The organism is Castellaniella sp. (genome assembly GCF_041677825.1).
Lineage (GTDB): Bacteria > Pseudomonadota > Gammaproteobacteria > Burkholderiales > Burkholderiaceae_B > Castellaniella.
Genome location: NZ_JBAYPG010000005.1, coordinates 41215 through 59040 on the forward strand (window position 1 = coordinate 41215; position 17826 = coordinate 59040).

The following is a 17826-nucleotide window of genomic DNA, read 5'->3' on the forward strand; positions in this document are numbered from 1 at the left end:
CAGCTCATTGCCATGGCCCGAAAACTCACTGATCGCCAGCACCAGATCCTCGAACTGATCCGGCAGGCCATCCTGCAGAGCGGTCGTCCCCCCACCCGCGCCGAAATAGCCCAGGAGCTCGGGTTCCGCTCCGCGAATGCCGCCGAAGACCATCTGCGGGCCCTGGAACGCAAAGGCTATATTCAGCTGTCGGCCAATACGTCGCGCGGTATCCGTCTCACGCCTCTGGCCCTGCCCGATCAGGCAGACCACGCAGAGGCAGGCCATGCCGAGGCATTCCGTGCGCCCCGGCCCCAGTACGAATTTTCTGCCACAGGCCAGGTCAGCACTGCCATGCCGGCTATCATGCAGTTGCCGCTGGTCGGCCGGGTCGCCGCCGGTGCACCCATTCTGGCCACCGAACACATCGAAACCGAAGTCGCGGTGGCCCCTCATCTGTTTGCCCGCAGGCCCGATTATCTGTTGCGGGTTCGCGGCAGCAGCATGCGCGATGCCGGCATCCTCGATGGCGACCTGCTGGCCGTACAGCGCACACCAGAAGCCCGGCACGGCCAGATCGTGGTTGCCCGCCTGGCCAATGAGGTCACGGTCAAGCGGCTCAGCCACCAGGGCCGGCATATTTCATTGCTGCCCGAAAATCCCGATTTCTCACCCATACAGATTGGCCCGGGCGATGATTTTTCGATCGAAGGCATCGCGGTGGGCCTGATCCGTACCGCCGCGCTTGCGTAGGCACTTGCAGGCCCGGGGCGCGCTGCATATCAATGCTTGATCAGCCCGCTTTGCCCAGGCTCGGCCGGCTTGCTCGTGGCTGCTGCTTCAGCAGCCAGGCGGGCAACCTCTTCGTCTGACAGGGCCACAGGCATGTGCTGCAATGCAACTTCGAGCACCCGATCGATCCAGCGCACCGGGACAATTTCGAGATGATTCTTGACATTGTCGGGGATTTCGACCAGATCCTTCACGTTCTCTTCGGGAATCATCACGGTCTTGATGCCCCCACGGTGGGCCGCGAGAAGTTTCTCTTTCAGGCCGCCGATCTCGAGCACTTCACCGCGCAAGGTGATCTCGCCCGTCATGGCAACATCCGAACGTACCGGGATGCCGGTCAGTGCCGAGACCATGGCCGTCGTAATGGCGATACCGGCTGACGGGCCATCCTTGGGCGTCGCCCCTTCGGGAAAGTGCACATGCAGATCGCGCTTCTCGAAGGTCTGGTCTGCGATGCCCCATTTCCGCGCCCGGGCGCGAACCACGGTGCGGGCCGCCTCGACCGATTCTTTCATCACGTCGCCCAACGACCCGGTGCGCAGTACCACACCCTTGCCGGGCATATCGGCCACCTCGATGGTGAGCAGATCCCCACCCACCTCGGTCCAGGCCAGCCCGGTGGCCTGCCCGACCTTGTCTTCGGTCTCGGCATGGCCAAAACTGAAACGGCGCACGCCAAGGAAATCGCTGAGGTTGTCCGAGTCCACCGTGATCATCTGGGCGGGCTTGGCATCGGTCGCCACCTTCCTGCCTTTCTTGCCGGTCGACGGATCAGCCGCGAGCAGGCGCTTGACGGTCTTGCGGCAGATCTTGGAGATCTCGCGCTCGAGCGCCCGGACCCCTGCTTCGCGCGTGTAATAGCGCACGATATCGCGCACGGCCGACTCGGTGATCGTGAGTTCGCCTGCGCGCACGCCATTGTTCTTCATCAGCTTGGGCAACAGGTGATCGAACGCAATATGCACTTTCTCGTCTTCGGTGTACCCCGAGAGGCGGATCACCTCCATGCGGTCGAGCAGGGCCGGCGGGATGTTGAGCGTGTTGCTGGTGGCCACGAACATCACGTCGGACAGATCGAAATCCACCTCGATGTAGTGATCCTGAAAGGTATGGTTCTGCTCCGGATCCAGCACTTCAAGCAGGGCTGACGACGGGTCGCCGCGGAAATCGGCCCCCATCTTGTCGATTTCATCGAGCAGGAACAGCGGATTGCGCACCCCGACCTTGGCCATGTTCTGCAGGATCTTGCCCGGCATCGAACCGATATAGGTGCGCCGGTGCCCGCGGATCTCGGCCTCGTCACGCACACCGCCCAGGGCCATGCGCACGAATTTCCGGTTGGTGGCACGCGCCACCGATTGCCCAAGCGACGTCTTGCCCACCCCGGGAGGCCCGACTAGGCACAGTATGGGCGCTTTGAGCTTCTCGACCCGCTGCTGTACCGCCAGATATTCGATGATGCGCTCCTTGACCTTGTCCAGGCCATAGTGATCGGCATCGAGCACCTGCTCGGCGTTCTGCAAGGAATTGTTGACCCGGCTCTTTTTCTTCCAGGGCAGGTTGAGCAAGGTATCGATGTAATTGCGCACGACCGTGGCCTCAGCCGCCATGGGCGACATCAGCCTGAGCTTCTTGAGCTCGGCATCGGCCTTCTTGCGCGCGTCCTTGGGCAGGTTCGCTGCCGCAATCCGCTTTTCGAGTTCCTCGATATCGGCGCCTTCTTCGCCCTCGCCCAGTTCTTTCTGGATGGCCTTGACCTGCTCGTTCAGATAGTAGTCGCGCTGGCTCTTTTCCATCTGCTTCTTCACCCGGCCCCGGATGCGCTTCTCGACCTGCAGGATGTCGATCTCGGACTCCATCTGCGAGAGCAGCGATTCGAGACGCTTGGTGACGGACAGGGTTTCGAGCAGCGCCTGCTTTTGCTCGATCTTGAGCGGCAGGTGCGCCGTGACGGTATCCGCCATACGGCCGACGTCCTCGATATCCAGCAAGGACGCCAGGATTTCCTGGGGGATCTTCTTGTTCAGCTTGACGAACTGCTCGAACTGAGCCATGACCGTACGCCGCAGGGCCTCGGCTTCGGAGGGTTCGTAGGGGGCTTCATCGAGCCCCACGACACGGCTCATGAAATGGGTCTCGGCATCTTCGACTGCTTCGACACGGCAGCGCCGTTCACCCTCGACCAGCACCTTGACCGTGCCGTCAGGCAATTTCAGCATTTGCAGAATGTTCGCAGCGCATCCGATCTCATAAAGATCTTCGGGTACCGGTTCATCCTTGCTGGCGGATTTCTGTGCCACCAGAACGATGGGGCTGCTGGACTCCATGGCCAGCTCGAGGGCCTTGATCGAACGGGGCCGCCCGACAAACAGCGGGATCACCATGTTCGGAAACACCACGACATCGCGCAGAGGCAGCAATGGCAGGCTGGTGGGGCCCAGACTGGAAATCTGACTGGCAGACATGCTTTTTTCCTTGAAGGATTGAATCAAAAGCCAAAGGAAGCATGAAGCTCCTTCGTGGCATCATGCGACGGCATCACGCCTGAAACAGCATATGGTGTCGCACAGCCCGGACTTCAAGGCCCGACCTGCACCGTGGGTGCAGATCGGTACGCGGGCCGGAACCCGCAACAGGCCCGTCAGGCGGCTGCAGTGCGCAGATTCTTGTCTTCGGCGTGATGCTCGGGCCTGGGGCCCTTGATGAGCCTGGGAGTGATGGCGTCGGCGTCGGTATCGAGCACGACACGATTGATGTCGTGCAGCGAGGGCAGGTCGTACATGGTGCCAAGCAACGATTGCTCGAGTATCGATCGCAGGCCGCGCGCGCCTGTACGCCGCTTGATGGCCTGCTGCGCAACCGCCTGGAGGGCTTCGGGGGTGATATCGAGCTGCACGCCCTCCATTTCGAAGAGCTTCTGGTACTGTTTGACCACGGCATTGCGGGGCTCGGTCAGAATGCGTACCAGAGCGTCTTCGTCGAGTTCATCGAGCGTGGCAAGCACCGGCAGGCGCCCCACCAGTTCGGGGATCAGACCGAACTTGATCAGATCCTCGGGTTCGACCTCGGCAAAGAGTTCACCCACACCCCGTTCGGAACGAGCGCGCACGGTCGCCGAAAAACCGATCCCCGAGCGTTCGGTGCGATCACGTATGACCTTGTCCAGACCGGCAAATGCCCCGCCCACGATGAACAGGATATTGGTGGTATCGACCTGCACGAAATCCTGGTTCGGGTGCTTGCGCCCGCCCTGCGGCGGCACAGACGCCACTGTACCCTCGATCAGCTTGAGCAAGGCCTGCTGTACCCCCTCGCCAGAAACATCACGCGTGATGGACGGGTTGTCGGACTTGCGTGCGATCTTGTCGATTTCGTCGATGTAGACAATGGCCTGCTGCGCCCGATCGACCTCGTAGTTGCAATTCTGCAGCAGCTTCTGAATGATGTTCTCGACGTCTTCCCCCACATAACCGGCTTCGGTCAGGGTGGTGGCGTCTGCCATCACGAATGGCACGTCGAGCATGCGCGCCAGCGTCTGCGCCAGCAGGGTCTTGCCCGACCCCGTGGGCCCGATCAGCAGGATGTTGCTCTTGGAGAGTTCGACATCGCCCTGGCTGGCCTCTTGGTAGCGTATGCGCTTGTAATGGTTGTAGACGGCGACGGCCAGGTTGCGCTTGGGCGCGTCCTGGCCAATGACATAGCCGTCGAGGAACGACTTGATCTCGTGCGGGGTGGGCAGTTCTTCGCGCACCGCCGCACGCGCGGCATCCTGGGACTCTTCGCGAATGATGTCGTTGCAGAGGTCTATGCATTCATCACAAATGTAGACCGAAGGCCCCGCAATCAGTTTCTTGACCTCGTGCTGGGTTTTGTTGCAGAAGGAGCAGTGCAGGGTCTTTTCCTGCCTGGAACCTTTTTTGTCGGTCATGGCAATCCACTACTTTTTGGCTTCGTCGGCACGCGAAACCAGAACCTTGTCGATCAGGCCGTAGGCCTGAGCCTCTTTGGCAGACATGAAATTGTCGCGCTCGGTGTCTTCGGCGATGCGGTCGATGCCCTGCCCCGTGCGCTCTGCCAGTATGCCATTGAGGCGCTCACGCAAATGCAGGATTTCCTTTGCCTGGATCTGGATGTCGGATGCCTGGCCTTGCGCCCCCCCGGATGGCTGATGGATCATGATACGCGAATTGGGCAAGGCATAGCGCTTGCCCCGGGCCCCGGCCGCCAGCAGGAAGGCCCCCATGCTTGCCGCGATCCCCGTGCACAGGGTGGAGACTTCGGGCTTGACGAACTGCATGGTGTCGTAGATGGCCATCCCGGCGTAGACCGACCCCCCCGGTGAATTGATGTACAGGGAGATGTCCTTGTCGGGGTTTTCGGATTCGAGAAACAGCAGCTGCGCCACAATCAGATTGGCAGAGTGATCGTTGACCGGCCCCACGAAAAAAATCACGCGCTCGCGAAGCAGCCGGGAATAAATGTCGTAGGAACGCTCGCCCCGGCCCGACTGCTCGATGACGATAGGCACGTAACCCAGCCCCGAGGGCGCGACGGACTCGCCCCCGTTCAGGGACGCATAGAAATCGGTGAAACGCGACGTCATGGGGTGACCTGCCATTACCGGGTGCCCATCAGGGTGTCGAAGTCAACGGCCTGATCGGTCACCTTGGCGACCCCCAGGACATGGTCGACCACGTTGTCTTCGAGAACAAAGGATTCGATCTCGGCCCGACGCTGCTTGTCGGACAGATAGTAGGCGACGACCTGTGCAGGCTGTTCGTAGCTCTGGGCAAATTCTTCAATGCGCGCGCGCACCTGCTCGGGCCGCGCCTTGAGCTCGGCCTGCTGGATGAGTTCGCCCACCAGCAGCCCCAGGCGCACCCGGCGCTCGGCCTCGGGGCGCAGCTTGTCTTCGGGGAGTTCGACCGTGTCGGCATTGGGCAGGCCACGCTGGGTGAGTTCTTCGCGCATGGCCTTGATGCGCTCCTGGAGTTCGCTATCGACGAGGGCCTTGGGCAGATCGAAGGAACAGGCAGCCGCCAGCGCATCCATGACACTGGCTTTGGTGCGGTTGCGCGCACGGGCGCGGGCTTCGCGCTCTACGTTGCCACGGATCTCGATCATCAGGGCAGCCACGTCGCCCTCGGCCTGGCCCAGCGCCCGGGCAAAATCGGCGTCGATTTCGGGCAGCTCGGGCTCGGCCACTTCGCTGACCTTGATGGCGAACTGGGCCTCTTTGCCGGCCACATCGGGGCTGCCGTAGTCATCCGGAAACTTGAGCGGAAAGGTCTTTTCTTCGCCCGCCTGCATACCCTGGACCGCAGCCTCGAACTCGGGCAGCATGCGCCCCTGGCCAAGCACGAATGGAAAGCCTTCGGCCGTCCCCCCCTCGAAGGCGACCCCGTCGATGGTGCCGGCGAAATCGAGCGTGACCCGATCGCCATCCTGGGCGATGCGACCTTCGGCCGGCTTGAACACCGTACGCTGGCGACGCAGGATATCGATGGTTTTATCGACTTCGGCATCACCGACCTCGACCGTACTGCGCACGACGTCAAGTGCACCCAGATCGGGGACCTGAACCTCGGGGTAGACTTCGAACGTGGCCGAGAACGCCATGACGCCGTCTTCGGCATCGTCGACCTTGGGCTCGAGCACCGGGGCACCGGCCAGGCGCAGTTCGGCCTCTTCGATCACCTTGTCGAACGACTTGCCAATCTGCGTATTGATGACCTCATAGCGCACGGATGGCCCGTGGCTGCGTTCAATGATCGACAACGGCGCCTTGCCGGGCCGAAAGCCCTGCACTTTCGCCGTACGCGCAATGCGCCTGAGCTGAGCCTGGACTTCTTTCTCGACGTCGGCGACCAGAACGGTCAGATCCACTCGGCGCTCAAGGCCGGACAATTTTTCAACCACGGGCTGCATCAGGTACCTATCGGGAATTGGACGATGAACAAACGACCCATTTTAACGGAAAGTCACGGGTGACACAGGGCACCACAGCCAAGGTAACCGATCGGCCCTGTATGGCACGTTATAATTCCCTGCCCGATTGCGAACGTGGCGGAATTGGTAGACGCACCAGGTTTAGGTCCTGGCGCCGCAAGGCATGAGAGTTCAAGTCTCTCCGTTCGCACCACTGGCCTTGCAAACGCTGATAGCATATCAACAATAATCAGCGAAATCAGTAGGTTACGAAATACGTACGGTCAGTTCCACAAAGAGACGACGAGGCACTGATCACCTGGACCCGAAAATGCGCGCTCGATTTGCAGCGATTGGCTTTCGACATGGCGGATGTCCGGGCACTGGTGAGCGAAGCCTTGAGCACAGGCAAATATCGGAATTCGGAGTGGTGCCAGCAACATCCCAACGGCCCATGGGCCGCCTGCGACGCCTATCAGGTCACCAGAATGGAATGGGTGTATGCAGCACGCAAAGACATGAGATTCGACTACTACGTCAAATTTGGAATCGGCAAGACCGGCAAGATACTGCTGATAGTGTCCTGCCACGAGCCCCAGGAGCGAGGCTTACCATGAGCAAGCACAACTTATGCCCCATCTGCGAAGCAGGTGAACTGCACGAGCACATAGAACCGATCGAAGTGGAATACCATGGCCACACGGCCACGCTGGATTCCCGGTATTCCGTTTGTGATGCTTGCGGATCAGAGCAAGCCGACGCAGCTCAAACGCGTCAGAATAAACGCGCCACGATCGCCTTCCGCAAAACGGTGGATGGTCTGCTGACCGGTGCGCAGATCCGGACGCTACGCGAATCACTCGGGCTCACTCAGGCACAGGCAGCCAGAATTTTTGGTGGCGGTCCGGTGGCCTTCTCCAAGTATGAGCACGACGATGTCACCCAGTCTGACGCCATGGACAAGCTGCTGCGCGTAGCCAACGCCGTCCCCGAAGCACTCGCTCACCTCGAACGCGCAGCACACAAATGACTGGCCCAGCTGAACGGATCCCAGCTGAACGGATCCCATACGACGTTGTCAGCCGCACAGCAGATGGGGCGGCTCCCCTTCGGGCCCGGCGTGAGCACCTGGGCCTAACTCAAGCTGAAGTGGCCAAACGCCTGGCCATCGCCCAGTCGGCCTATGCTCAGCAGGAAAACAGCCAGCGCCTGCGCAAGGGATCACGCGACAAGATCGCTGCAGCGCTGGGCATCGCGGGGGTCCAGCTGAATTTCCAACCGTTTTCGTGACGCCACGAAAACCACTCTTACGTTGGGAAAGCCGGCGCAGGCATGACAACCGGCAACCACAGGTACAGTGCAATGAGCGTGGCCACCAAGACCGGCGGGGTGATCAACAGGCCAATCTTCATGTATTGCCCCCAGCCGATCCTGTGGCCCTTGCCTGCCAGAACGTGCAGCCACAGCAAGGTGGCCAGGCTGCCAATCGGGGTGAACTTGGGGCCCAGGTCGTTGCCTATGATGCTGGCATAAATCATCAGCTGGCGGGTCATCCCAGGCAGCTCGACCTGATCGACGGCCAGCGCCGAAAGCAGCGTGGAAGGAAGATTGTTCACGATCGAGGCAACCACCGCGGCCAGCAGGCCCGTACCCACCGTTGCAACAAAATGACCCTGCTGCGCCAGCCAGTTGAGTATCCGGGTGCCTTGGTCAGTGAGCCCCGCCTTGCCCAGCCCATAGACCACCAGATACATGCCCATGGAAAACAGCACGATCTGCCACGGGGCATGACGAAGCACTGATTTCACCGAGACCATCGCCCCACGGCCGCCTCGCCACCAGCGACCAGCCATTCCCATCAGCAGCACCGCCATCACACCGGTGACCGCGGATACCGGGACGCCGAATGGCGCCGTGACAAAGTAGGCGATAAGCAGAACCACGAGCAGTGGAAATGCCGCACGGAAAACCAGGTTGTCCCTGATTGCCCGCCGGGGCATTTCCAGTGCTGCCACGGCATAGCGTTTCGGGAGCTGGCGCCCGAAAGCCGTCCAGAGAACGAGCAATGTCGCCACCAGGGCAATCAGATCAACCGGCACCATCACCATGGCATACTGGTCAAAGCCAATACCGAAATAGTTCGCGGTAACAATGTTGACCAGGTTTGAAATAATCAGCGGCACGCTTGTGGTATCGGCCACGAACCCTGTGGCCATGACAAATGCCAGAATGGCGCCGCTGGAGAAGTCAAGCCGTGCCAGCATGGCGATCACGATCGGGGTCAGGATCAGCGCTGCACCATCATTTGCAAAAAAAGCGGTGATGAATGCGCCCAGAATCACCACCAGCGGAAACAGTACCCGCCCGCGACCGCCACCCCAACGGGCCACGTGCAGCGCTGCCCAGGCGAAAAACCCGGCCTCATCCAGAATCCGCGAAATGATGATCAGCGCAACGAAGGTGACCGTGGCGTCCCAGACGATGGCCCACACCACGATGACATCGGACCACTGTGCCACACCCACGATCAGGGCCATCAGCGCCCCGCCCAGCGCGCTCCAGCCGATGCCCAACCCCCTGGGCTGCCAGAGCACCAGTATCAGGGTGGCGATGAAGATCGCCAGGGCTGCTACCAAGATCCAGCCGCCTGCAGATCGACATGCAGCCCGACCGGGCCCACCGAAAGGCACGTTCGGGCGCCGGATTCACACCCGGCCACCCAAAACGCAACAGGACTGATTTTCAATGCTTGACCAGACTGCAGGTGCTTTCATCGAGTGACCCGAATGCCACTTCGCCGTCGACCGCTGCCAGGCGCTCCATGTAATCCCAGGGTTTTTTCGATTCTTCGGGCGTCTTGACGCGGAACAGATAGAAATCGTGCACCATCGTGCCATCTTCGCGCACGTGCCCCTTGGCATACATATCGTCGATCTGCATCGTGCGGAGTTTTTCCATCACCTTGTCGGGATCATCCGAACCCGCAGCCTCGACCGCTTTCAAATAGCTGAGCGTGGCGGAGTAATCGGCCGCATGATTGCCATTGGGCATTTTGCCGACCACATCGTAATAGCGCTGCGCAAACGCCCGGGTCTCATCGTTGGTATCCCAGTACCACGGCTCGGCCAGCAGCAGGCCCTGCGCGTTATCCAGCCCCATGGCATGGACATTGGTGACATACATCAGCAGGGCGGCAACCTTCATCTGGTTGGTCAGCCCGAATTCCTGGCTGGTGTTGATGGCATTGATGGTGTCGTCTCCGGCGTTGGCCAGGGCCAGCACCTGCGGATTGGCGGCCTGGGCCTGAAGCACGAAGGACGAAAAGTCACTGGTACCCAGAGGGGCCCTGACCCGCCCGGTGACATGGCCGTCATTTTTCTCGAGTACGTCGACGGCTTCTTTTTCGAGATCATGGCCAAAAGTGTAATCGGCCGTGAGGAAGAACCAGTCCTTGCCGCCTTCTTTCAGGATGGCGGAGACGATGGTGCGGGCCACCGAACGTGTGTTGTAGTGATATTGCACCGTATAAGGCGTGCATTTGTCGTTGGTGAACGCGGTTGACCCGCCCCCGACGTTCATGAAGACGAATTTCTTGTCATTCAGCAGGCCATTGACCGCCAGCAGCACGGCTGAATTGTCGCCCCCCACGATCATGTCCAGCTTTTCTTCATCCAGCCATTGACGCGCGATCGAAGCACCGATGTCGGCCTTTGCCTGATGATCTGCAACATACAGCTTGATGGGCTTGCCGGACACGGTGCCGTTGAAATCATCGATGGCCAGCTGAATGGCCGTCTTGCCGCCAATGCCGGTGTTGTCTGAATAGGGGCCGGACAGGTCTGCCAGATACCCTATGCGAACCTCATCCTGCGAGATGTCGGCCCAGGCTGAACCCGCCATGGCCAGAGCCAGAATACCCATTCCCAATTTCAATGTCGATGATGCCATGATGCGCTCCCGAGAATCCGCGTGTAGATGACCGCCCATTAAAGCAGATGGCCGTAGGCCGATCAAGAACGTGTCTGCTGCCCCGGCAGCGCAAATTCAAGTACGGTAGCAACATACTGTTCAAAGCCCGAAATCCCATGGTCGCTGCCTTCCACGATCAGCTGCGGTGAGGCCGGATAACGTGCCTGCATTTCGCGCCAGTCCAGCACCTCGTCGCCCGTGGTCGCCAGCAGAAAATACCGCTCCGGCCGGGTCAGCACAGAAACCCCCGCTTCGGCCTCGGCCAGTTCATCGACGTACCGGGGCAGGAACTCGAACGGCTGGTCATCGTGAAAAGTACGATGCTGGCCGACCTGTGTGGCGAGGTCACGTGCTGCATGCACCACAGGGTTGAGCACGATGGCGCGACAGCCTGTCTGTTCTGCCACCCAGGTGGCATAGAAGCCTCCCAATGAAGAACCAATCACCGCCAGAAGACCATCTGGCGCATCGCTGGCCGCCCTGGAAATCTGCAGTGCCAGGCGTAGCGCCGCAGCGGGGCTGGCAGGCAGTTGGGGACAGCACCACTGATCTGCCAGACCGCGACGCGCGAGCCCGGCTGCGAGCAAGCGGGCCTTGGCCGAATCAGGTGAAGAGCGAAAGCCATGCAGGTAGAGGATCATGGATCAGACGCCCTTGCTGAATCCGGCGCCACAGGCCGTGCACATGTCAAGGCAATCGCGCAGTGGGGAAATCAGGCTGGCGCTTTTCACGCACCGCCGCCAGACCCTCGCGCACATCGGGCCCCATGAAACAAAGCATTTCCAGAGCCAGCGAATGATCGAATACCGGACCCGCCGCCCGTATCCAGTGATTCAGCGCCTTTTTCGTACCACGTATGGCGACTTGGCTGCCCCGCGCCAGACGCGCGGCAATGGTCAGCGCCCTGTCGACTACCTCTTTTTGTGGCGCGCAGAAGGTTACGAGCCCCAGACGCTCGGCTTCCGGCCCATCGATGAAATCAGCTGTCATCAGGTAATATTTTGCCTTCGCCATCCCGCACAACAGCGGCCACAGAATGGCAGCGTGATCCCCAGCCGCCACCCCCAGCCGTACGTGCCCGTCGGTGATGCGGGCCGTATCTGCCATCACACTGATATCTGCCAGCAAGGCAACGGCCAGGCCAGCCCCCACGGCCGTACCATTAATGGCCGAAACGATCGGCTTTTCGCAGGCCAGCATGTTGTAAACAATGTCCGCGGCCTCCTTCATCACTTGCGCCACAGCCTCTGAATTGCCGACCATGTCCTCGACCCACGACAGATCGCCACCTGCCGAGAACGCCCGCGAGCCTGCGCCCGTGACCACCAGCACTTTTGCCGCAGGGTCGGCATCCACCACCCCCCAGACCTTGGTCAATTCCTAATGCAGGCGGGCGTTCGTGGCGTTCATGACATCCGGCCTGTTCAACGTAGCCAGAACCACGCCATCGGGCCGACGATCAAAGCGGATGAATTCGAAATCAGCGTATTGCATAATAAATACCTTTGCGGAATACCTACGTCAGGCCAATTCGCGCAGCATCTGGCGAGCAATCACCAATTGCTGTATCTGGGTAGTACCTTCGTAAATACGAAATAGTCGTGCATCCCGGTAGAAACGTTCAATCCCGTATTCGCTCATATACCCGGCACCACCGAAAATCTGCACGGCACGATCGGCCACGCGACCGCACATCTCGGATGCAAACAGTTTCGCGCAAGATGCCTCTGTTGTCACAGGCAACCCATAACTGGCCGAGTCTACGGCGATCAGATCGACAGCGCGATGGTCAGCAAATGGCGTGATTTCCCAGGCACGCCACCGGGTTGGCGCCGGGGTATCTGAATCGCTGCACCGCTCGCAAGCTCAGGTGTATGGTCCCGGCCCGATGCCGGGCGGTTGGTATCGCGGCTTACGAATCATGCGCCTGGATGGCAGCACCATGGGTACACGTGGTGAGCGAGCCGATGCGGCCAGCCCTGTTATCCTGGCGCTTCGCGTGGTGCACCGGCCTTTCCCCGATTCCGTTTTTGTGCCTTGGAGGAGTAGGCACTCGCCTCCTCGTGAGCACGCACGCGGGCCCATATCGGGACAGCGAACAGGCCGTGGCCCCTCAGGTGATGCAAGCCACACCGCTCGACATGATTGTGCTGGCCGACCAGCGACTTACAGGCTACGCCTTTTGGCAGCAGGCCCAGGCCAATGGTTCCCGGCCTCTGCTTCGGGCGTGCGCCAGCCAGGTGCAGCCTGTACACCAGCGACCGTCCGATGGTTCATACCTGAGCAAACTCTACGAATCGCTCAAGATTTCCAAACAGAGCAAGAGACGCGTCGCTGAACAGGCGAACATCCTGTGCATTCAAACTAAACAGTACAGAAATTGAATTTCATCAGGGTTTACCATAATTCACATTAGGTCTGCAAAGCTGAAAAATAAGTTGTCGGACAGCTTATAGAAATTGTCCGACTTTTAGAAATATTCGGTTATAGATGATACAACCAGTTGATCATCCAATCTCGTATGAGTAAAAAAATAATCTGCCTGGAAGATTTTGAAGAGAAAGCAAGGCGCAAGCTTCCGAAGATGATCTTTACGTATGTAGATAGCTACGCGGAAGATGGGCAGTCGTCACGACGCAACATAGAGTCTTTCAAAGAACTTTATTTTGTTCCACGCTGTCTGAACGACACAAGTCAACGATCATCACGCACACATCTGTTTGGACGATCCTATGACGCACCGTTCGGTATCGCTCCAATGGGAATTGCAGCACTGACAGCGTACCAGGGAGATCTGATTCTCGCGAAATCTGCAATGGCAATGAACATACCAATGATCCTCAGTGGCTCATCACTGATCCCAATGGAGGTAATCACTGATGTGGCGCCCGGAACATGGTTTCAAATGTATATTCCTGAAACCAGTGAAAAACTGGAGGCGTTGATCGAGCGCGTGGGAAAAGCAAATTTCGAAGTGCTTGTAATCACAGTTGATTTTCCCGTTTCCGGAAATCGGGAAAATGAAACGAGGACTGGTTTCTCTACACCATTTAAACCAGGCGCGCGATTGATCTGGGATGGCATCACACATCCTCGATGGCTGCTTTTCACTTGGTTAAAAACCCTCTTGACTAGCGGAATTCCTCATTTCGAGAACAATTATGCAGTACGTGGAGCCCCAATTATTTCTAAATCTGTATTCCGCGACTTTTCGGGCCGTACCACTTTCAGCTGGAACAATCTGAGTGAAGTGCGCAAGCTCTGGAAAGGACCGCTGGTCGTAAAGGGCCTGCTAAACGATGAAGATGCAAGAAAGGCATGTGAGCATGGAGCTGATGGCATAATTATTTCAAACCACGGAGGCCGCCAGCTGGATGGGTCCATTTCCCCCATGGACGCATTACCCCGGATCAGGCAAGCGGTATCAAATAATGTCAAACTCATGCTCGATGGAGGAATCAGGCGAGGCTCCGACATTTTAAAGGCGCTTGCCTCGGGAACCGACTTCGTCTTTATTGGCAGGCCTTTCAATTACGCTGCGGCGGTAGCTGGTGCGCAGGGTGTGACGCAGGCCATCCAGATATTACTGGCCGAGATCGATCGCAACCTCGCGCTGCTGGGCATCGATTCAATCGATGAACTCTCTCATTCATTCTTGTATAAACCTGGAAGCCAAATCGAGAGGCAGCTCGCCCGAAGATGAATAGATCAGTGAATTTATTAATAAAGCTCCCAATCCCATGGGTCAATGCGCCCATTAATTAACCACACCAAGGAGATCAGTCATGACAAGAAACGCAGTGAATAATGATATGAGCATCGTTCCAGCTCGCATGGGAAAAGCAATACGCCTGACTAAAGGACAGGCACTGAAAATCACAAGCATCCATGGGCATCAAGTGGTGGATACCTGGGCCTTCAATGCAAACGATATATACGAATACTCATCCATGGAGCATACAAGAGCAAAAAATGCCAAATATTTCTTTGAGAAAGGCGATTCAGTGATAACCAATAAAAGACGGCCAGTTTTGGTCATGGAGGAAGATACATCACGGTCCAAACATGACACGATGATCGCCGCGTGCGACTCATATCGATATAGTGAAGGAGGCTGCACAACCTATCATGAAAACTGTACTGATAATTTATACATTGCTTTGCGAGAGATCGGCATCTCAATGCACGACTGCCCAAGTCCACTTAACCTGTGGATGAACTTTCCCATCGACGCAGAGGGAAAAATTCACTGGAGTGAGCCAACATTGAAAAAAAATGACTATATCATCCTGCGTGCAGCAATGGATACGATAGTCGTTCTGTCGTGCTGTCCGTTTGATCTGATACCCATTCATGGTGATGGTGCGGAACCAACAGAAGTTGGATATTCAATAATATAGAAAATTGAGAATCGGAAATCAGATTGGCATATGCAACCGCACAGGAGAGCGACATGAAGGTTATAACCTTTCAAGCTATTTCTACAATAAGCGTATTGTTCCTTTCTTTATCATTCAGCTCATCGGTAAACGCTCGGGATCTCGCAGTAGTAAACTATGGAGGGACCACCGGACAGGCCCTACAGGAAGCATTCATGGACCCATTTTCAAAAAAAACCGGTGTCAAAATAATCAATATTCCATACAATGGTGAACAGGCGAAGATCAAGGCCATGGTTCAGGCAGACAATGTCGTATGGGATGCAATCGACTCTGAACCACAATATCTAGTAAAAGGTTGCGAGGAAGATTATTATGAAAAAATAGACTGGCCGGCACTGCTGAATACCGAAGACTTTATACCAGGCGCCATTTCCGAATGTGGCGTAGGTATCTACGTGGTTGGAATAGTGATGGCTTACAATAAAGAAGCCTTGCCGAGCGGCCCAAAGAACTGGACCGATTTCTGGGACATCAAGAATATACCTGGAAAACGCTCCCTCAGAAAGGTAGCTCAGGGGAATCTAGAATACGCACTCATGGCTGATGGTGTGGCTCCAAAAGACGTCTATCAAGCCCTTGAAACTCCCCAAGGGGTGAATCGCGCATTCGAAAAGCTTGATGAGATCAAAGACCATATTATCTGGTGGGAAACGGGTGCACAGCCAGTGCAAATGCTCGCATCCAACGACGTTATCATGTCGTCAGCGTACAATGGAAGAATAGATGCAGCAAAGGACGAAGGTTACCCGCTGGACGTTGTCTGGAATGAGGGTATATTCGAAACGGATTACTGGGTCATTCCAAAGGGTTCGCCGAACAAGGAGCTAGCCATTGATTTCGTGCGATTTGCAAGTTCCCCTGAAGCTCAGGCCGAATTGGCCAAACGGGTAACCTACGGGCCCACAAATAAAAGAACAATGGATCTTCTCGATAGCAGCAGAAGTGGCGTGTTGCCTACATCACCCGAAAACAGCAAGAACGTTCTCTACACGGATGCAGCATTCTGGCTTGACCACGGAGAAGAGTTGGAACAACGATTCACTGCGTGGTCAGCACGCTGAAGGATATTCTATCGATTCCTTGTCCAGTATTTGAGTGACAACATAGAACACTACACGGCGGGTACATTCTGCATTTTCAGATTTCAGCAGAAAACGTACGCGTCGTGCCTATCTCTTAAAATTGAGACTCACCACTCAATAAGCGCATCCTAGAATTTGAGATGTGACGACGCATGTTATCTCGCGCCGCCTCGGAATTTTGGTCCTTGATGGCATTAAATACAACTTCGTGCTCATTCTGCACTTGCCTCAATCTATCCGCATTCGAAATCAGAGACAAGCTGCGAGCAATAGTGATCCCCGATATTGCATAGTCAGCAATGGCGGCCATGGCCGATTCAAACAGGTGGTTACCCGTAGACCGCGCAATGGCGTTATGGAAGCGCATGTCCACCTCGGCTCCGATTTCACCATGCCTTGCAGCCTTGTCCATTGCTTCTAACGCACGTGACATGGCTGATAGATCATGCTCGGTACGTCGAACCGCGGCAAGATAGGCAGCTTCCCCCTCAAGTGCAACCCGGAATTCATAACAACGCATCACATCCGAAATGCCGCCCAAACGAGCAAACTCAAAAAACTCTTTTTTGGGGCGTGTCTGTATATACGTGCCGGAACCACGCCTGGAAATTATGATCCTGTCAGCCCGAAGCCGCGACAGGGCCTCCCTGACGACAGATCTCGACACGCCAAATTCTCTGGCAAGGCGGAGTTCCGGTGGAAGTTTGTTATCGGCATCGAATTTCCCTTCAGATATCCAGACCAGCAGGTTCTCATAAAGCTTGTCTGCCAGCTTTGGAGACGTCGATGGAATTGTGGCAGTCGAGAGGTTCAACGACATGGTTTTCCTCACACGCAATCACATCAGACACTGCGCCCACCGCCGAGCTTCTGGCCCGCCAGTACGGCCAGATAGCCCAGCGCCATGCTCACCAGCACATAGACGATGGCCACCATCGTGCCCTGCGCCGGGCCCGACATCAACACTACCGCACCATAGGCAAAACTGGAAAAAGTGGACAGCCCACCCATGATCCCTGTGCCCACAAACAGGTATTGAGAATCGCTCAGCTTGCCGCGCGCATGCACTGCTGCAGCCAGGCCCAGCAGCAGGCAGGCCAGCAGGTTGGCCAGCAGGATATCCAGCGGAAAACCCTCAAAGCCGGCGGGCGTAAGCTGCATGAACAGTTCACGGCCAATGGCGCCGATACCCCCGCCAATGAAAACCAGCACGATCAATTTCATGTCCCCCCCCTATGCTTGTGCCAGAGACGCGCCCAGCCAGGCGCAGACCAGACCGACCAGTACGGACAGGACCAGATAGAACCATGCCAGCACGCGCTTGCGGCTGTCGTGCAGTTTGAGCACATCGAGCATCAGCGTGCTGAACGTCGTGTAGCCCCCCAGAATGCCGGTCAGCACCCCCGCGTTGAGCATGGAACCGTAGCGATCCTGCCAGTGGACCGAGAAATACACGCTCAGAAAACCGATGACAAAGGCCCCGCTGATGTTGATGAGAAAGGTGCCTAACGGAAACGAGCCCTGGAAGTGCTCGCCTGCCAGCTTGCCGACGTACCAGCGGAGCAGCGAGCCGAACCCGCCACCCAGGCCGACCCAGATGATGTCAATACTCTCCATGCCGCACTATCCTCTGC

The 17826-nt window shown here is 57.5% G+C and carries 17 protein-coding genes, 1 tRNA gene and 2 pseudogenes; 8 read left to right on the plus strand and 12 right to left on the minus strand.

Annotated elements, in window-relative coordinates:
* The first annotated feature begins 12 nt into the window (after positions 1–12).
* Positions 13–732 carry a transcriptional repressor LexA gene (lexA, locus tag WCY17_RS03525; RefSeq protein ID WP_372700787.1) on the plus strand — a complete coding sequence of 240 codons (720 nt, stop codon included), beginning with the start codon at positions 13–15 and terminating at the stop codon, positions 730–732.
* Between the two features lie 29 nt (positions 733–761).
* On the opposite strand, the gene lon is transcribed toward lexA, so the two are convergent.
* The 4 genes from lon to tig all read right to left on the minus strand — a co-directional run bounded on the left by lon (position 762) and on the right by tig (position 6699).
* Positions 762–3236 carry an endopeptidase La gene (gene lon, locus WCY17_RS03530; RefSeq protein ID WP_372700788.1) on the minus strand — a complete coding sequence of 825 codons (2475 nt, stop codon included), beginning with the start codon at positions 3234–3236 and terminating at the stop codon, positions 762–764.
* Positions 3237–3412: 176 nt separating this feature from the next.
* Complete coding sequence (clpX, locus tag WCY17_RS03535; protein ID WP_372700789.1) at positions 3413–4699, minus strand: ATP-dependent Clp protease ATP-binding subunit ClpX; 1287 nt, start codon at positions 4697–4699, stop codon at positions 3413–3415.
* Between the two features lie 9 nt (positions 4700–4708).
* Positions 4709–5374: an ATP-dependent Clp endopeptidase proteolytic subunit ClpP gene (gene clpP, locus WCY17_RS03540; protein ID WP_372700790.1), complete on the minus strand. Its 666-nt coding sequence runs from the start codon at positions 5372–5374 to the stop codon at positions 4709–4711.
* 14 nt (positions 5375–5388) lie between these two features.
* Positions 5389–6699: a trigger factor gene (gene tig / locus WCY17_RS03545; RefSeq protein ID WP_372700791.1), complete on the minus strand. Its 1311-nt coding sequence runs from the start codon at positions 6697–6699 to the stop codon at positions 5389–5391.
* Positions 6700–6828: 129 nt separating this feature from the next.
* Here tig and WCY17_RS03550 point away from each other — a divergent pair.
* The 3 genes and pseudogenes from WCY17_RS03550 to WCY17_RS03560 all read left to right on the plus strand — a co-directional run.
* Positions 6829–6913 (plus strand) — tRNA-Leu (locus WCY17_RS03550).
* A 399-nt stretch (positions 6914–7312) separates the two neighbouring features.
* Entirely contained in the window at positions 7313–7729 is a 417-nt protein-coding gene (locus WCY17_RS03555; RefSeq protein ID WP_372700792.1) for a type II toxin-antitoxin system MqsA family antitoxin, read from the plus strand.
* Positions 7730–7761: 32 nt separating this feature from the next.
* Positions 7762–7989: pseudogene (locus WCY17_RS03560) on the plus strand (helix-turn-helix domain-containing protein); the annotation flags it as partial.
* Positions 7990–8006: 17 nt separating this feature from the next.
* On the opposite strand, the gene WCY17_RS03565 reads toward WCY17_RS03560, so the two are convergent.
* The 5 genes and pseudogenes from WCY17_RS03565 to WCY17_RS03585 all read right to left on the minus strand — a co-directional run bounded on the left by WCY17_RS03565 (position 8007) and on the right by WCY17_RS03585 (position 12474).
* Positions 8007–9335 (minus strand): arsenic transporter, encoded by a 1329-nt coding sequence (locus tag WCY17_RS03565; RefSeq protein WP_372700793.1) that lies wholly within the window; start codon positions 9333–9335, stop codon positions 8007–8009.
* 106 nt (positions 9336–9441) lie between these two features.
* On the minus strand, positions 9442–10647 hold the full coding sequence (locus WCY17_RS03570) for an ABC transporter substrate-binding protein (RefSeq protein ID WP_372700794.1): 1206 nt from the start codon (positions 10645–10647) through the stop codon (positions 9442–9444).
* Positions 10648–10709: 62 nt separating this feature from the next.
* Positions 10710–11309 (minus strand): YqiA/YcfP family alpha/beta fold hydrolase, encoded by a 600-nt coding sequence (locus WCY17_RS03575; protein WP_372700795.1) that lies wholly within the window; start codon positions 11307–11309, stop codon positions 10710–10712.
* Between the two features lie 46 nt (positions 11310–11355).
* Positions 11356–12162: pseudogene (locus WCY17_RS03580) on the minus strand (enoyl-CoA hydratase/isomerase family protein).
* Positions 12163–12189: 27 nt separating this feature from the next.
* Entirely contained in the window at positions 12190–12474 is a 285-nt protein-coding gene (locus WCY17_RS03585; RefSeq protein ID WP_372700872.1) for an acyl-CoA dehydrogenase family protein, read from the minus strand.
* A 299-nt stretch (positions 12475–12773) separates the two neighbouring features.
* On the opposite strand from WCY17_RS03585, the gene WCY17_RS03590 reads away from it, so the two are divergent.
* The 4 genes from WCY17_RS03590 to WCY17_RS03605 all read left to right on the plus strand — a co-directional run bounded on the left by WCY17_RS03590 (position 12774) and on the right by WCY17_RS03605 (position 16171).
* Entirely contained in the window at positions 12774–13052 is a 279-nt protein-coding gene (locus WCY17_RS03590; RefSeq protein ID WP_372700796.1) for a hypothetical protein, read from the plus strand.
* 137 nt (positions 13053–13189) lie between these two features.
* Positions 13190–14371 carry an alpha-hydroxy acid oxidase gene (locus WCY17_RS03595; protein ID WP_372700797.1) on the plus strand — a complete coding sequence of 394 codons (1182 nt, stop codon included), beginning with the start codon at positions 13190–13192 and terminating at the stop codon, positions 14369–14371.
* Positions 14372–14453: 82 nt separating this feature from the next.
* Positions 14454–15068, plus strand: a complete 615-nt coding sequence (locus tag WCY17_RS03600; RefSeq protein WP_372700798.1) for a DUF1989 domain-containing protein — start codon at positions 14454–14456, stop codon at positions 15066–15068.
* Between the two features lie 53 nt (positions 15069–15121).
* Positions 15122–16171 carry an ABC transporter substrate-binding protein gene (locus WCY17_RS03605; RefSeq protein ID WP_372700799.1) on the plus strand — a complete coding sequence of 350 codons (1050 nt, stop codon included), beginning with the start codon at positions 15122–15124 and terminating at the stop codon, positions 16169–16171.
* A 115-nt stretch (positions 16172–16286) separates the two neighbouring features.
* Here the strand turns inward: WCY17_RS03605 and WCY17_RS03610 are convergent, their stop codons facing one another.
* Genes WCY17_RS03610 through crcB form a run of 3 tightly spaced genes read right to left on the minus strand, consistent with a single transcriptional unit; the run spans position 16287 to position 17809 of the window.
* Complete coding sequence (locus WCY17_RS03610; protein ID WP_372700800.1) at positions 16287–17012, minus strand: FadR/GntR family transcriptional regulator; 726 nt, start codon at positions 17010–17012, stop codon at positions 16287–16289.
* A 23-nt stretch (positions 17013–17035) separates the two neighbouring features.
* Positions 17036–17416, minus strand: coding sequence for a CrcB family protein (locus WCY17_RS03615; protein WP_372700801.1), 381 nt, complete (start codon positions 17414–17416; stop codon positions 17036–17038).
* A 9-nt stretch (positions 17417–17425) separates the two neighbouring features.
* Positions 17426–17809, minus strand: coding sequence for a fluoride efflux transporter CrcB (gene crcB / locus WCY17_RS03620; RefSeq protein WP_372700802.1), 384 nt, complete (start codon positions 17807–17809; stop codon positions 17426–17428).
* Positions 17810–17826: the final 17 nt, after the last annotated feature.

What these genes read in the sequence shown, in the direction of transcription:
- lexA (WP_372700787.1), top strand. Translation starts at nt 13, where the DNA reads ATGGCCCGAAAACTCACTGATCGCCAGCACCAGATCCTCGAACTGATC.
- lon (WP_372700788.1), bottom strand. Translation starts at nt 3,236, where the DNA reads ATGTCTGCCAGTCAGATTTCCAGTCTGGGCCCCACCAGCCTGCCATTG.
- clpX (WP_372700789.1), bottom strand. Translation starts at nt 4,699, where the DNA reads ATGACCGACAAAAAAGGTTCCAGGCAGGAAAAGACCCTGCACTGCTCC.
- clpP (WP_372700790.1), bottom strand. Translation starts at nt 5,374, where the DNA reads ATGACGTCGCGTTTCACCGATTTCTATGCGTCCCTGAACGGGGGCGAG.
- tig (WP_372700791.1), bottom strand. Translation starts at nt 6,699, where the DNA reads ATGCAGCCCGTGGTTGAAAAATTGTCCGGCCTTGAGCGCCGAGTGGAT.
- WCY17_RS03555 (WP_372700792.1), top strand. Translation starts at nt 7,313, where the DNA reads ATGAGCAAGCACAACTTATGCCCCATCTGCGAAGCAGGTGAACTGCAC.
- WCY17_RS03570 (WP_372700794.1), bottom strand. Translation starts at nt 10,647, where the DNA reads ATGGCATCATCGACATTGAAATTGGGAATGGGTATTCTGGCTCTGGCC.
- WCY17_RS03575 (WP_372700795.1), bottom strand. Translation starts at nt 11,309, where the DNA reads ATGATCCTCTACCTGCATGGCTTTCGCTCTTCACCTGATTCGGCCAAG.
- WCY17_RS03595 (WP_372700797.1), top strand. Translation starts at nt 13,190, where the DNA reads ATGAGTAAAAAAATAATCTGCCTGGAAGATTTTGAAGAGAAAGCAAGG.
- WCY17_RS03600 (WP_372700798.1), top strand. Translation starts at nt 14,454, where the DNA reads ATGACAAGAAACGCAGTGAATAATGATATGAGCATCGTTCCAGCTCGC.
- WCY17_RS03605 (WP_372700799.1), top strand. Translation starts at nt 15,122, where the DNA reads ATGAAGGTTATAACCTTTCAAGCTATTTCTACAATAAGCGTATTGTTC.
- WCY17_RS03610 (WP_372700800.1), bottom strand. Translation starts at nt 17,012, where the DNA reads ATGTCGTTGAACCTCTCGACTGCCACAATTCCATCGACGTCTCCAAAG.
- WCY17_RS03615 (WP_372700801.1), bottom strand. Translation starts at nt 17,416, where the DNA reads ATGAAATTGATCGTGCTGGTTTTCATTGGCGGGGGTATCGGCGCCATT.
- crcB (WP_372700802.1), bottom strand. Translation starts at nt 17,809, where the DNA reads ATGGAGAGTATTGACATCATCTGGGTCGGCCTGGGTGGCGGGTTCGGC.